General features: G+C 72.2%; 12 protein-coding genes and 1 pseudogene. 1 reads left to right on the forward strand and 12 read right to left on the reverse strand.

Annotated features, from left to right (window positions below; all coding sequences use genetic code 11):
* Positions 1 to 286: 286 nt before the first annotated feature.
* Positions 287 to 985 (reverse strand): ribonuclease HII, encoded by a 699-nt coding sequence (locus AE652_RS19110; RefSeq protein WP_049653099.1) that lies wholly within the window; start codon positions 983 to 985, stop codon positions 287 to 289.
* A 129-nt stretch (positions 986 to 1114) separates the two neighbouring features.
* Positions 1115 to 1786: a TetR/AcrR family transcriptional regulator gene (locus tag AE652_RS19115; protein ID WP_159028485.1), complete on the reverse strand. Its 672-nt coding sequence runs from the start codon at positions 1784 to 1786 to the stop codon at positions 1115 to 1117.
* 344 nt (positions 1787 to 2130) lie between these two features.
* Here AE652_RS19115 and AE652_RS19120 point away from each other — a divergent pair, with 344 nt between their 5' ends.
* Positions 2131 to 3678: an MFS transporter gene (locus AE652_RS19120; protein WP_049653101.1), complete on the forward strand. Its 1548-nt coding sequence runs from the start codon at positions 2131 to 2133 to the stop codon at positions 3676 to 3678.
* Between the two features lie 154 nt (positions 3679 to 3832).
* Here the strand turns inward: AE652_RS19120 and AE652_RS19125 are convergent, their stop codons facing one another.
* The 10 genes and pseudogenes from AE652_RS19125 to AE652_RS48260 form a co-directional block, all read right to left on the reverse strand.
* The gene (locus tag AE652_RS19125; RefSeq protein ID WP_159028486.1) at positions 3833 to 5458 is read right to left on the reverse strand and encodes a DUF4153 domain-containing protein; all 1626 of its coding nucleotides are present in this window, start codon (positions 5456 to 5458) and stop codon (positions 3833 to 3835) included.
* Between the two features lie 508 nt (positions 5459 to 5966).
* The gene (locus tag AE652_RS19130; protein ID WP_234348440.1) at positions 5967 to 6968 is read right to left on the reverse strand and encodes a carbohydrate ABC transporter permease; all 1002 of its coding nucleotides are present in this window, start codon (positions 6966 to 6968) and stop codon (positions 5967 to 5969) included.
* Positions 6965 to 8017 (reverse strand): carbohydrate ABC transporter permease, encoded by a 1053-nt coding sequence (locus AE652_RS19135; RefSeq protein WP_082345832.1) that lies wholly within the window; start codon positions 8015 to 8017, stop codon positions 6965 to 6967. Before AE652_RS19135 ends, AE652_RS19130 begins: the two co-directional genes overlap by 4 nt.
* 262 nt (positions 8018 to 8279) lie before the next feature.
* Positions 8280 to 9668, reverse strand: a complete 1389-nt coding sequence (locus tag AE652_RS19140) for an ABC transporter substrate-binding protein (RefSeq protein WP_049653103.1) — start codon at positions 9666 to 9668, stop codon at positions 8280 to 8282.
* 335 nt (positions 9669 to 10003) lie between these two features.
* A complete protein-coding gene (locus AE652_RS19145; protein WP_049653107.1) occupies positions 10004 to 11218 on the reverse strand; it encodes a cytochrome P450 in 1215 nt (404 codons plus the stop codon).
* A 147-nt stretch (positions 11219 to 11365) separates the two neighbouring features.
* Entirely contained in the window at positions 11366 to 12610 is a 1245-nt protein-coding gene (locus tag AE652_RS19150; protein WP_049653108.1) for a cytochrome P450, read from the reverse strand.
* Positions 12607 to 13431 (reverse strand): ATP/GTP-binding protein, encoded by an 825-nt coding sequence (locus AE652_RS19155; protein ID WP_082345833.1) that lies wholly within the window; start codon positions 13429 to 13431, stop codon positions 12607 to 12609. Before AE652_RS19155 ends, AE652_RS19150 begins: the two co-directional genes overlap by 4 nt.
* Positions 13412 to 13780: a DUF742 domain-containing protein gene (locus AE652_RS19160; RefSeq protein ID WP_049653110.1), complete on the reverse strand. Its 369-nt coding sequence runs from the start codon at positions 13778 to 13780 to the stop codon at positions 13412 to 13414. The genes AE652_RS19155 and AE652_RS19160 overlap by 20 nt, the downstream gene beginning before the upstream one ends.
* Before the next feature lie 91 nt (positions 13781 to 13871).
* Positions 13872 to 14306 (reverse strand): roadblock/LC7 domain-containing protein, encoded by a 435-nt coding sequence (locus AE652_RS19165; protein WP_049653112.1) that lies wholly within the window; start codon positions 14304 to 14306, stop codon positions 13872 to 13874.
* Positions 14306 to 14496, reverse strand: a pseudogene (locus AE652_RS48260) (hypothetical protein); the annotation flags it as partial. The pseudogene AE652_RS48260 and the gene AE652_RS19165, both read right to left, overlap by 1 nt.

Here is a 14496-nt window from a genome sequence, read left to right on the forward strand (position 1 = left end):
CCCGGACGGGCGGCGCGCGGCGGGGCCGGGCGCGGGGGCGCCGGACGGGGTCCGGGCACCGGAGCCGGGGCGACGACGGTGGTGGGTGCGGTGGCGGGGGCTTGTGCGTCCGACTCGCGGAGGAAGGGAACGCCGGGGCCCGGGAGGCTCTCGTGAATCTCCGGCTCCTCGGGGAAGACAGGCATACCCGGATATCTATCAAATGCCGGTCGGACGCGCACGGGCACCCCACCCCTTGGGCACCGGCCTCCTGCCGCCCCCTCCCGGGGCAATTCCAGACGGACCGTCAGAAACCGAGCGTCAACTGTTCGTCGGCGGACCCCTGGCCGTCGCCCGCACCCTCCCGAACGCGCTTGAGATGGCGCCACTTCGGCAGTCCGTCCATGTACGCCCAGGAGAGCCGGTGGTGCTCGGTGGGGCCGAACTCCTCCAGCGCGGCACGGTGCACCGGGGACGGGTAGCCGGCGTTGTCGGCGAAGCCGTAGTCCGGGCACCCCTCGCCCAGTTCGGCCATCAGGCCGTCGCGGTGGACCTTGGCGAGCACCGAGGCGGCGGAGACGCAGATACAGGACTGGTCGCCCTTGATCACCGTGCGCACCCGCCAGGGTCCACCGAGGTAGTCGTGCTTGCCGTCCAGAATCACCGCGTCGGGTTCGACCGGCAGCGCCTCCAGCGCGCGGACGGCGGCCAGGCGCAGCGCCGCCGTCATGCCGAGCTCGTCGCACTCCTGCGGGGTGGCCTGCCCGAGCGCGTACGCGGTGACCCAGTCGGCGAGGACGGGTGCGAGCGCGCGGCGGCGCAGCTCGGTGAGCAGCTTGGAGTCGGTCAGCCCTTCCGGCGCCTTGCGCAGACCGGTGACGGCCGCGCCCACGGTGACCGGCCCGGCCCAGGCGCCGCGCCCGACCTCGTCGAGACCGACGACGATCTTGGCGCCGGCCCGGCGGAGCGAGCGTTCGACGGAGTGCGTCGGGGGGACGATGGGCATGGCGTAATCCGTTCAGCGGGGGCAGCCTCCAGCCTAAGCCCGCTCATGACCGCCGAATCCGCCTCCCGGGAGGGAGGGGTCCGGGGGAGGCACCGGGTCCGGCAGTGCCCGGGCCCGGCAGCGACCGCCTCAGGCCCGGATCATCGGCTCCAGCACCTCGTCCACCAGCCGACCGGCGAACCCCGGCCCCATGTTCTCCAGCCCGCGGATCTTGACCTGGTAGAGCAGCACCGCCGGAATGACGTCGGCCACCAGCGGGGTGGCCGCACCGGGCCGGACGTCGCCGCGCTCGGCACCGCGACGCAGGATCTCCAGGATGGTCCGCGCGGTCGGCTCGATGACCCGGTCGGTGATGAAGGCCTTGAAGACCTCGGCCCGCTCCTGGTCGATCTCGCCCATCAGCGCGTTGAGCGCGGAGCCCGTCGGGGAGGCCATCGCCTGCGTGAACCCCTCGATGAGCCGGTGGAGTTCGTCACGCGCGGACCCGAGGTCGGGGGTGTCGTAAGGGCGTGGAAGAGTGGCGTCCAGGGCGTCGATGACGAGTTCGTCCTTGGACGCCCAGCGCCGGTAGAGCGCGGCCTTCCCGGTCCGCGCCGCGCCGGCGACCCCTTCCATGGTGAGCCGCGCGTATCCGCCGGAGGTGAGCTGGTCGAGGGCGGCCTCGAAGATCGCGTTCTCCAGTTCCTTCCCCCGGCGCCGCGCCGGCCGCGTCAGCGCCTGGCGGGCGGCCCGCACCGGACAGAAGCCCGGTTCGCCACCCGGCCCCGAGCCCGGCCCGGCGCCCGACCCCCCTGGCGCCACCCCGACACCCTCCTCCCCCGGTCGAACGGCCCCGGACCGGACAGCCCCGGACCGCACGGCCTCAGGCCGGAGGACCTCGGGCCGAACAGCCGCCTCTCCGGGCGCCGGCCCCGCCGAACCACCCGGCAACCGACCGGACCGGTCCGCCACCAGGCGTCGCACCAACCGCTCCATCGCCACCACCCTTAAGGAACGCTTGCGTTCACAATCACGGCCAGGATATCGTCCCGCTTAGTGAACGATCCCGTTCCTTCTCGGCCTGCGCAAGGGCGCAGTGCCATGCCCGGACCGGCGACTCCGCCGGCCCCGCACCACCGAGCACATAGCCAGCAGGGGGCACATTCGTGGCTATCTCCGACACGCTCAGCAAGAACCCACCACCGCGGACGAACCAGGGGCGGGGCAAGGGCATCACCCTGACCGTCATCGCCGCCACCCAGCTCATGGTGGTCCTCGACGCGACCATCGTGAACATCGCACTGCCGCACATCAGGGACGCCCTGGGCTTCTCGACCACCGACCTGTCGTGGGTCATCAACGCCTACACCCTGACCTTCGGCGGGCTGCTGCTGCTCGGCGGTCGAGCGGGTGACATCCTCGGCCGCCGAAGGGTGTTCATCTTCGGCACCCTGCTGTTCGGCCTGGCCTCACTGCTCGGTGGTTTCGCGCAGGACAGCAGCCTGCTGCTGGCCGCCCGCGCGCTCCAGGGCATCGGCGGCGCGATCTGTTCCCCGACCGCCTTCGCCCTGATCGCCACCAACTTCGACGAGGGACCGGAACGCAACCGCGCGTTCGGCGTGTTCTCGGCGGTGGCGGGTTCCGGCGCCGCGATCGGCCTGCTGGCCGGCGGTCTGCTCACCGAGTACCTGAACTGGCGCTGGGTGTTCTTCGTCAACGTGCCGATCGCCATCCTGATCGCGATCGCCGCGCCGCGCCACATCGCCGAGTCCGAGCGCCACCCGGGCCGCTTCGACCTCCCCGGCGCTCTCACCTCGACGCTCGGCCTGGTCGGCCTGGTCTACGGGTTCATCCGGGCCGCCTCGGACGGCTGGTCGGACGGCATCACGCTCGGCTCCTTCGCGGCCGGCGCGATCCTGCTCGCCGCCTTCCTCGTGGTCGAGAGCCGCACCGACCAGCCGATCACCCCGATGCACCTGTTCGCCAACCGCAACCGCACCGGCGGCCTGGTGATGATGCTCTGCCTGGCGGCGGCCATGTTCGGCATCTTCTTCTACGTCGTGCTGTTCGTGCAGGGCCCGCTCGGCTACAGCCCGCTGAAGGCCGGCGTCTCCTTCCTCCCGATCAGCGTCGCGATCATCATCGCCGCGCAGATCGCCTCCAACCTCCAAGCCAAGTACGGCCCGAAGCCCTTCATGGCGGGCGGCGCACTGCTGGTCACCGTCGGCCTCACCTGGCTGACCCAGATGAGCAAGGACAGCGGCTACCTGGACGGGGTCCTCGGCCCCACGGTGGTGTTCGGCTTCGGCATGGGTCTGATCTTCGTCCCGGTGATGCTGCTCGCGGTCGCGGGCGTCCCGGGCGAGGAGACCGGCGCCGCCTCCGGCCTGCTCAACTCGATGCAGCAGATCGGCGGTTCGCTCGGCCTGTCGATCCTGACCACGGTCTTCGCGCACTACGCCACGGCCGAGGCCGCCGTGCAGCTGCCGAAGTTCATGGAGAGCGCGAAGCCTGAGCAGCTGGCCTACCTCCAGCAGCACCACGAGTTCCCGCAGGGCACCGACGCCGCGAACACCGTGCTCACCCAGGGCATTTCGCACGGCTTCATCGTGGGCGCCGCGCTCGCGGCGGTCGCCCTGCTCGTCGCGGTCTTCGTGATCAAGGCCAAGGCCAGCGACCTGCCGAGCGGCTCCTCCGCCGTCGCGATGCACTGACACCGTCACCGTGCGCCGACGCCGCCACCGCCACCGCGCGCCGACGCCGTAGGTGACGGACCGGCGCCGCACGACGCCAAGGGCCGGCCGGGAGCAGCACGCTCCCGGCCGGCCCTACCGCTGTCCGCGGCCCCCGCCTCCACCCTCGGACGGCCTACCAGGCCTCGGACGCCAGCCCCGCCTGATCGCAGGCCGTACGGCCGACCGTCGTCGAGTCGACCCGCGGCCGCTCCGCCAGGATCTCCCGGGCCCGGGTGGCCGCGAGGTTGGTCGCGTACCAGGGCTTCGACTCCGCCCCCAGGCCCTGCCCGATCAGCTGCAGCGCACAGCTCCGCTGCGGCTCGGGGAGCCGGTCCAGGGCGGGTACCGCGTCCGCCGAGAGCCCGCGGACGTTGCGCAGGTCGATGGCCGCGGTGCGCGGGTCGTCCCGCAGCGCCTGCTCGTACCGGGTGACGTTCTGCTCGGCGACGATCGCGTCCGGGCCCATCAGGCCGTAGACCGCGACGGTGAGCATCCCGCTGAGGACGACGACGCGCGGCAGCCAACCGGCACGGCGGGTCAGCCCGGCGGCGATCAGCAGCAGGAAGACGGCGCCCAGCCAGACCTCGACCACCAGTACCCAGAGTCGCAGCCGGGTGAGCCCGGAGGCGTCCACGTAGAACCACATCCGGCCGAGCGCCGAGGCCACCACGGCCAGCGCCAGCAGGCAGAGCAGCCCGAGCAGGATCCGCGCCACCCTGCGGTCGGCCACGGTGGTGCGCGGCGCCCAGCGGTTGGCGACCGCCACCACGACCAGCGTCAGCACGGTGATCACGCTCAGCTGCCAGAAGCCCTGCCGGGCGTACTCGGAGCGGCTCATCCCCGTGTTGCTCAGCACGGCGTCCGCGCCGCCGAGCACCACCACGGCCTGGATCACCGCGAAGACACCGAACATCAGGTTCAGCGCGATCAGCGGAAGCGCCCACTCCAGCCGCCGCCGCTCCCGGCCCGGCCGGATCACCGTACGGTCCCAGCGGCGCGGGCCGGCGGCCATATGCGCGAAGCCCAGCACGGTCACCGTTCCGAGCACGAACAACGCGCCACGCCCCGGGAGCTGGTCGAGGTCGAGATCCGGGCTGAGACCGCCCAGCAGATCCGCCATGGCGGCGTCGGCGCTGGCGAACAGCAGGCCGAAGACGGTCAACAGGGCGGCGGCGACCCCGAGCGCCTTGAGCACCGGGACGATCCGGTCGCGGCCGGGCAGCGGCCGCCGGTCCATGCTCTCCCAGACCCAGACCACCGAGGACACCAGCTGCCACACGATGCCGGGCAGCGGGAACAGCACACCCGGCCAGCGACGGCCGCCGTGCAGCGCCAGCGAGGCCAGCGCCAGCGCACCGACCACGGCCGGCACCGCGGGCCAGCCGGCGTCCCACCGGGCCGGGACGGCGAGCAGGGCGAGGGCGAGCAGGCTCCACACCGCCGTCCAGGGTCGGATCCGGCGCCCGGCCGTCCGGGCTGCGATCCCCGCCCCGACAGCGGTGGCGGCGCCGAGCAGCAGCAGGTTGGGCCCCAGGCCGTCGTAGAGCAGCCAGGCCGTCAGCAGGCCGGTGAGCAGGGCCGCCAGGAGGATCTTGGGGGTGGCCCCCACCCGGCGCTCGGGGGCGCTGGGGGCCAGCCACGCGGGGGGCGAGGGCACGGCCACGCCGGGCGCCCGGCCCGGGCCCGGCCTGCTCTGCGGGTGAGTACCCGCCGGGCGGTACGGACCGTACGGGTCGAACGCGTCGTACGGGTTGGACAACTGGGTCGGACCCGGCGCGACTGGATCGGGCGACCTGGTCGGGTCGGGTGACTCAGTCGATCCCGGCGTGACCGGATCGGGCGACCCGGTCAGGTCAGGTGCCCCAGTCAGGTCAGGAGACTCGGTCAACCCCGGCGTGACCAGATCGGGCGACCCGGTCAGATCGGGCGACCCAGTCAAGTCGGACGACCCAGTCGCCCCCGGCGCGATCAAGTCGGGCGACCCAGTCGAGTCAGGTGACCCAGTCGGATCGAGCGACTCAGTCGACCCCGGCGAGGTCGAGTCGGCCGACTCGGTCGGACCGGGCGAATCGGACGGGGCAGGCGTGGACGGGCCTGGCATGAGTCCCCCTCAGTGGTCGGCAGGCATGCGGACGGCACCCATCGGGCGGTCCGCGGACCGGCGCGCTCAACGCCCGGCCGCTGCCGACTGTAGACCATTCTGAACAAGTTCAAAAATCAGTTTCGAACGTGTTCAGAATGCCCTCACCACCACAGGACTCCCCTGGCTACCCCTTCACCGATCCGGCCAGCAGCCCCCGGACGAAGTAGCGCTGGAGGCTGAAGAAGACGATCAACGGAACGATGATCGACAGGAACGCCCCGGCCGTGAGCAGCTCCCAGCGCCCGCCGAGGGAGCCGGACAGCTGCGCCAGCCGCACCGTCATCGGCGCCACCTCCGGTGTGCCGCCCGCGAAGGTCAGCGCCACCAGCAGGTCGTTCCAGACCCACAGGAACTGGAAGATCGCGAACGAGGCCAGCGCCGGGGTGCACAGCGGCAGCACGATCGAGCGGAAGATCTTGAAGTGCGAGGCGCCGTCCACCACCGCGGCCTCCATCAGGTCGCGCGGCAGCTGGGCGATGAAGTTGTGCAGCAGGAACACCGCCAGCGGCAGCGCGAACATGGTGTGCGCCAGCCAGACCGGCGCGTAGCTGCCCTTCAAATCCACCGCCGGGATCAGCGTCAGCGAGCCCAGGTGCGCACCGCCGGCGAACAGCCGCAGCAGCGGGATGAGCGCCATCTGGAGCGGCACCACCTGGAGCGCGAACACCGTGAAGAAGACCGCGTCGCTCCCCCGGAACCGCACCCAGGCCAGCGCGTACGCCGCCATCGCCGCCAGTGCCAGTGGGAAGACCGTCGCCGGGACGCTGATCGCCAGCGAGTTGACCAGGAAGGGCATCAGGCCGGTGGAGGCGCCGGACCCGCCCTCGAACAGCACCGAGTGGTAGTTGCCGAGGCCGAGGTCCGGATGGAGGAAGGCGTTCCACCACCCGCTGGCCGTCACGTCCTGCTTGGGGCGCAGAGAAGTCACCAGCAGGCCCAGCGTCGGGATCGTCCAGAGGACCGTCATCGCGATCACGAACACCGAGGCCAGCGGACTACTGAAAGCCTTCCGCACCGGCTGCACCGTCTTCACCGTCTTCACCGTCTTCACCGACCGCGCCGACCGCGCCGACTTCACCGACCGCACCGACTTCGCCGGCCGCTCTCGGCCGTCCGTCCCGGTCACCGGACCTCACGCTCCTTCCGCAGCTGCACGATGTTGTAGGCCACCAGCGGCAGCACCGCGAGGAAGAGGAGCACCGCGAGGGCACTGCCCCGGCCGGAGTTGAACTGCACGAAGGACTGCGAGTACATCTCGTTGGCCAGCACCTGGGTGCCGAAGTTGCCGCCGGTCATGGTGCGGACGATGTCGAAGGCCTTCAGGGTGATGATCATGACGGTGGTCAGTACGACCATCACCGTGGTGCGGATCATCGGCACGGTGACGTACCAGAACAGCCGCACCCCGCTCGCGCCGTCCAGCCGGGCCGCCTCCACCACCTCGTCCGGGATCGCCTTGATCGCCGCCGACAGCACCACCATCGCGAAGCCGGTCTGCACCCAGACCATCACCGCCATCAGCAGGAAGGTGTTCAGCGGCTGCGAGAGCAGCCAGTTCGGCGGATCGTCCCAGCCCACGGCGACGGCGAGTTGGCTGAGCAGGCCGATCTGCGGCTGGCCCGGCCCGCGCGACTCGTAGACGAACTTGAAGATGATCGACGCGCCGACCAGCGAGATCGCCATCGGCATGAAGATCAGCGACTTGTACACCGACTGGCCGCGCATCCGGTCGACCAGCAGCGCCAGCACCAGCCCCAGCCCGGTCGCCACGAGCGGCGCGACCACCAGCCAGAGCAGCGTGTTGACCAGCACCTTCTGCACCGAGTCGGAGGTGAGGGCCCAGCCGAAGTTCTCACCGCCGACGAACCGGGTGCCGTCGTCGTTCTGGAGGCTGAGGTAGACCGTGCGGACCAGCGGCACGACCAGGCCGACGGCCAGCAGCAGCACCGCCGGGCCGAGGAACACCGCGACCGCCAGCGGCCGGGCCAGGCGGCCCCGGGCCCGACCGGCGGCCAGGAAGACCACCAGCAGGATGCCCAGGAAGCCCGCGACGGCGCCGAAGGTGTTGCCGAACTTGACCGCCGCGTCGTTCCAGGAGCCGACCGCCAGGTTCTCGGTGACCAGCCTCCCAGCGGCCGATTCGGCGACGGGTGACGGGAATCCGGTTACGGACATGGCTGCGCTTCCCTTCGGGTGTGGTGGGAAGGGGGCGGGCGGTGCGGGTGGGTGGCCCCGCACCGCCCTCGACAGGTGGTCCTCGGTGTGCCCGCCCCCCGGGAACCGGGTCCTCGGTGTCGGCCCCGGAGGCCGGCGCCGGGCCCAGGCCCGAAACCGGGGCCAGGGCCAACTCCGGTTCCAACTCCGACTCCAACTCCGCTTCCGGCTCCGAGACCAGCCCCGGAACCAGTCCCGGAACCGAGCAGGACGGACGGCCCGGCTACTGCGGCCAGGCGGCGTCGATGTCGGCGGCGGTCTTCTGGATCGACTGCCCCTCGGCGAACCAGGCGGTCAGCGACTTCCACTCCTGCCCGGCACCCACCGCGGCCGGCATCAGGTCGGAGCCGTCGAAGCGGAAGGTCGCCGACGGGTCCGTCAGCGCCTCCGCCGACAGCTTGTCGATCGGGTCGGTGTAGAGGCTCTTGTCCACGCCCTGGTTGGCCGAGACCCAGCCGCTCGCGGTCTTCACCCGGCTGCTCGCCCAGTCCGAACTGGACAGGTAGTTCTGCACCGCCTGTACCTCGGGCCGCCCGGAGAAGGCCGCCAGGAACTCGCCGCCGCCCTCGACCGGGTTGGCGACCGACGGGTTCACCGCGGGCAGGTGGAAGGCGAAGACGTCCCCGTCCGGGCCGACCTTGGTGCCCTTGGGCCACTGCGCCTCGTAGAAGGAGGCCTGCTGGAGCATCAGGCACTTGCCGCTCAGGATCGGCGTGCCCGCGTCCTGGAAGGTGGTGGTGGCGATCGACTTCACGTCACCGAAGCCCGCGTTGACCCAGGCCGGGTTCTGCATCCAGTCGGCGACCGTCTTCATCGCGGTGGTGATCTTCTGGTCGGAGAACTTCACCTGGTGGCCGACCCACTGGTCGTACACCTCGCCGCCGTACGAGCCGAGCACCACCTCCTCCAGCCAGTCGGTGGCCGGCCAGCCGGTGGCCGTCCCGGAGGCGATGCCGCCGCACCACGGCTTGGCGCCCCCGGCCTTGGCGATCCGGTCGCTGAGCGCCATCAGGTCGGTCCAGGTCTTGGGCACGTCGTAGCCGGCCGCCGTGAAGGCCTTCGGCGAGTACCAGACCAGGGACTTCATGTTGGCGCTCATCGGGGCCGCGTAGTAGGTGCCGTTGACCGAGCCGTACATCTTCCAGATCGGGCTCCACTTGTCCTGGTTGGCAACGGTCTGGGCGGGCGGCTTCACCACCTTGCCGCTCTTCACCATCTGCGCCAGCAGGCCCGGTTGCGGGATGATCGCGAAGTCCGGGGCGTTGCCGCCGGAGACCCGGACCGGCAGCTGGGACTCGAAGTCGTTCGAGCCCTCGTAGCTGATCCTGATCCCGGTGCACTTGCTGAACTCGGCCCAGGACTTCTCCAGGTTGTCCGACTCCGGGCTCAGGATCGAGGCGAACATCGTCACGGTGGTGCCCGAGTGTCCGGCGTACGGCTGATACCTGGCGCAGTCGCCGGACAGCAAGGCGGCCGATCCGCCTCCGCCGCCACCCGAACCGCCGGAGCTGTTGGAGCAGGCCGCGGTCAGCGCCAGTGCCGCCACCAGGACGGGCACGGCGGCCAGACGGCGGCGGGAACTCGGTTGCGGCGCGGTCGGGTTGAGGGTCAATGCGGTTCTCCTCGCCAGGGCATGCTGCCGACGGTGGGCTGAACGACATTGCGCTGTACCGGAGATGGGCCTACACGGGGATCGCGGACAGGTTCACGGGAACGGAATCGCGGAACGGAATCGCGGAACGGGATCACGAGCGGACGGCGGCCGGACTGATCGAAGACGTTAACGCAGCCGCCGCCCCCCGCCAAGGTCCCCGTTCGACCTTCACAAGCCGGTGTCCCGACCGTGACCCGCGACCGGAAGCCGAAGGCCCCGACCGGACGTTCAGCCGAACGTCCAACCGGACATCCGCCGCAAATCCAGCCGGGGCCTTGCGATATGACCGGACGTCAGAAAAGCCGGACCGGCAGCTCCAGCAGACTGTTGACCACCAGCGAGGGGCTCGGCCTCAGGTCCACGTCCGGCACCGCGAGCGACAGCCCCGGGAAGCGCTCGAACAGCGCGGGCAGCGCGACCCCCGCCTCCAGTCGGGCCAGCGGGGAGCCCGGGCAGACGTGCGGGCCGTGGCCGAAGGACAGGTGGCGGGACGGGTCCCGGGTGATGTCGAAGACCTCGGCGGTCACCCCGTGCTGGAGCGGGTCGCGGCCGATCGCGTTGTACGAGACCAGCACCGGTTCGCCGGCCGGGATCACCACCTCGCCGACCGGTATGGGCTCGGCGGCGAACCGGAACAGGAAGTTGCTGGTCGGCGGTGTCCAGCGGAGCGACTCCTCCACCACCGCGTCCCAGGACACCTGTCCCGAACGCACCAGTTCCAGCTGGTCCGGGTGGGCCAGCAGGGCCCGCACCGCGTTGCCGATCAGGTTCACCGTCGTCTCGTGGCCGGCCGCGATGATCACCCGCAGGGTGGCCGCCGCCTCCGCGTCGCTCAGCGCCCCGCCCTCCGTGTCGGCCGCCAGCAGCACGCTCGCCAGGTCCTCGCCGGGAGCCGAACGGCGCTGCGCCACCAGGCCGTTGACGAAGGCGTTCAGCCCGGCGACGGTCGCCTGGATGCCCTCCGGGTTCGGCTTGATGCCGAAGAACCGCTCGTACAGGTCGCGCAGCAGGCCGTGGTCCGACTCCGGTACGCCCAGCAGCGAGCAGATCACCGTCATCGGCAGCGGGAAGGCGAAGGCCGTCTTGAGGTCCACCAGCGGCTCGCCCGCCGCCAGGGCGTCCAGCAGCGCGTGGGTGATCTCCTCGACGCGCGGCCGCATCAGCTCCACCCGGCGCGGGGTGAAGGCCTGCGCGACCAGTGCCCGAAGCCGGCGGTGCTCGGCCCCGTCGGTGGTCACCATGCTCGGGCCGGGCACCGCCAGGCCGATCAGCGGCCAGGTCTTCGGGACCTCGCCGCGCTGGTAGGCCGCCCAGTGCGCGGCGTCCTTCACGAGCCGGGCGTCCGTGAGCAGGTCACGTGCGGCGGCGTGCCGCGTCACCGCCCAGGCGGCGACCCCGCCGGGCAGCTCGACCGGCACCACCGGGCCGGCGGCCCGCAGCAGGGCGCCCTCGGCCGCGTTGTCGCGGGCCAGCGGGTCGAGGGCGATTCGGGCCGGGGCAGCGGTCATCGACGTCTCTCTTTCGAAGCTCTGGAGAAGCTCTCTCGAAGCCTTTCGAAGCCATTCGAAGCCGTTCGAAAACAGCCGAAGCCTTTCGGAGGTTTCGAGGGCGTTCGAGGGGTTTCGCGGCTCTTTCGAACGGCGGGTGCGGGTGGATCAGGCCGGGTGGCCGGGGGTGAACGAGACCGGCAGCGCCACCAGCCCGCGCACCCAGGCCGACGGCCGCCACACCAGCGCGTGCTCGGCCACCGCCAGCCGCAGGTCCGGCAGCCGGTCGAGCAGCACCTCGATCGCGGTGGTGGCGATCACCTCGGCCGCCTCCTGGGCCGGGAACGGGCAGCCGTGCTCGCCGTACGAGTAGCTCAGGTGTGCCCGGTTGCCCTCCGCCGGGCGGCCGTCCGGCTGCCGGACCGCCGGGTCGGCGTTGGCCCCGGCGATGCCGAGCAGGACCATGTCCCCCTCGCCGATCCGCTGGCCGCCCACCTGGGTGTCGCGGACCGCCCAGCGTCCGGCGAAGATCTGGGTCGGGGTGTCCTCCCAGAGCGCCTCGTTCAACGCCTGGCTGATGCTGCGCCGGCCGCCGGCCAGCGAGGCCGCGAACCGCTCGTCGGTGAGCATCAGCCGCAGCGTGTTGGAGATCCAGTACGAGCTCGGCTGGTGGCCGGCGATCAGCAGCACCCGCAGGTCGCGCATCACCTCGTCGTGGGTCAGCCCGGCCGGGTGCGCCAGCATCCGCGAGGCGACGTCGGCGCCCGGGTACTCGGCCTTCTCCTCCACCAGCGCGAGCATCAGCTCCAGCAGCCGTTGGGCGCCGGCCGGCGCGTCCGGGCCGCCGTCCAGCATGGCCAGCAGCGCCGCGATCAACTGCGGCGCCTGCTCCTCGTCCAGGCCGAGCACCCGGCACAGCACCAGCAGCGGCATCCGGTGCGCGTACTCGGCGACCAGGTCGGCCTCGCCGCGCCCGGCGAACTCGTCGATCAGACCGTCGGCGATCTCCTCCGCGTGCTTGCGCAGCTCGTACGGGTCGATCCCGGCCAGCGCGTCGGTGACCGCGCGCGAACGCCGGACGTGCTCCTCGCCCTCGGCGTAGAGGATCGAGGGGACGGGCGCCATCATCGGCTTCAGCGGCCAGTCGGCGGGCAGCGTCGCCCAGGCGTGCCAGCGGCTGGAGTCGCGGCCGAACAGCTGCGGCCGGCCGGTCACCTGCTGCAGCTCGCGGTAGCCGATGACCAGCCAGGCGGGCACGCCGCCGGCCAGCTCGACCGGGGCGACCGGGCCGTGCGCGGCGCGCAGCTCGCGGTAGAGCTGGGACGGGTCGGTCTGGAAGCGCGGCCCGTACAGCGGCGTGGCGCCGGCGTGCGCCGGGCAGCCCGGGGGCGGGGTGGCGGCGGGCTCGGTCACGGGGTGCTCTCCTCGTAGATCGCGGTGCGGGGCCCTGCCGGGGCTGGCTGCGCGGCGGGGACCGTCTCGTCCTCCCCGGCGGCAGCGGCCGGGACGGCTCCGTCGGCACCGGCCGGGACGCCTCCGTCGGCACCGGCCAGGACGGCTCCGTCGGCACCGGCCAGGACGGCCAGGTGGTGGACCAGGGCGATCAGCACCCGCTTGCCGGACTCGCGGTCGCGCGCGTCGCAGTCCACCAGCGGCACCTCGGCCGGCAGGTCCAGCGCCTCGCGGACCTGCTCCAGGGTGTGGCCCGGCTCGCCGAAGTTGTTGCGGGCCACGATGAACGGCGTGCCGTGGTGCTCCAGCCGGTCGATGGCGTACCAGGAGTCCTCCAGGCGCCGGGTGTCCACCAGGACGACCGCGCCCAGGGCGCCGCTGAACAGGCGGTCCCAGAGGAACCAGAAACGTTCCTGCCCGGGCGCGCCGAACAGGTACAGCACCTGCCGCTCGGAAAGGGTGATCCGGCCGAAGTCGAAGGCGACCGTGGTGGAGCGCTTGCCCCAGGCGCCGACCGGGTCGATGCCCTCGCCCGCCTCGGTCATCACCTCTTCGGTGTTCAGCGGACGGATCTCGCTGACCGAGCCGACCAGGGTGGTCTTGCCCACGCCGAAGCCGCCGACCACGACGATCTTCAGCGCGTTGTCGGCCGTCGCCCGCAGCGGGGTGCGGGCACCGGCGGGCCGGACGTCAGCGGCAGCCTGAACGGCGCCGGCGGGCCGGGCCTCCACAGCGGTCCGGACGCCGCCGGCGGCCGAGACGTCAGAGCTGTTGAAGGCCATGCAGCACCTGCTTCAGCGTGTCGAGGTCGGGCAGCCGGGCCTTGTTCGGCGCGAACCGGGGGTGGCGGGCGGTGACCGCCCCGGACTCCAGCAGGTCGCCGAGCAGGATCTTCACCACCGAGACGGGCAGCGCCAGTTCCGCCGCCACCTCCACCACGGCGGTCGGGGCCTCGCACATCCGCAGGATCCGGGCGTGCTCCGACTGCATCCCGGGCGCCGGCTGCCGCTCGGCGACGATCAGGGTCACCAGGTCGAAGGCGTTCTCCGGGGAACGGCTGCGGCCCCGGGTGATGGTGTAGAGGCGGTCCGGGTCGTCGTCGCGCCCCGGCAGCACCGGCCCCGGACTCATGCGCCCACCTCGCTCCGCGCGGCGGGGGCGTCGACCCCCGCGGCCCCCGCGACCCCCGCGACTCCTTCGACCGTCCGCTCGCTCCGCGCGCTCATATGACCGCGCTCTCTTGCGCGGCCTCGCCTTCCGCCGCCCGGGCGGGCGCGCTGAGGTGGACCCCGATCTGCTCGATCAGGCCGTGCATGTTGTGGCCGACCACGCCGACGTCCGCGTCGTCGTCCGTGACCACCGCCAGGTGCGCGCCCTCGCCGGCCGCCACGATGCACAGGATGCCGCCGTGGAACTCGGTCATCGACTGCCGCACACCGCCGCTGCCGTCGCCGAACTCGATCGAGGCGCCGTGCGCCAGGCTCTGCAGACCGGAGGCGATGGCGGCCAGCTGGTCGGCCTGGTCGGTGCTCAGTCCGGCGGTGTGGCAGAGCTTGAGGCCGTCGGCGGAGAGCACCAGGGCGTGCCGGGTGCCGGGGGTCGCCGCCAGCAGGTTCTCCAACAGCCAGTCGAGGTCACGGTCGGTGGCACTGCTCATCAGGTGTCCTTCTCGGTGACGGGGGAAGCGTCGGGCGTGGTGTCGGGGGCTGTGGTCGGCACCCCGGAAGGGTCGGTGGCCGGCGGCCCGGCAGAGTCGGCGGCCGGAGCCCCGGCAGGGTCCGTGACCGGCGTCCCGGCGGGGCCCTCGGTCGGAGCCCCGGCGGCGGGCTGCCCGGCCGCCGCCGGAC

The sequence above is a fragment of the Kitasatospora sp. MY 5-36 genome (genome assembly GCF_001182915.1).
Lineage (GTDB): Bacteria > Actinomycetota > Actinomycetes > Streptomycetales > Streptomycetaceae > Kitasatospora.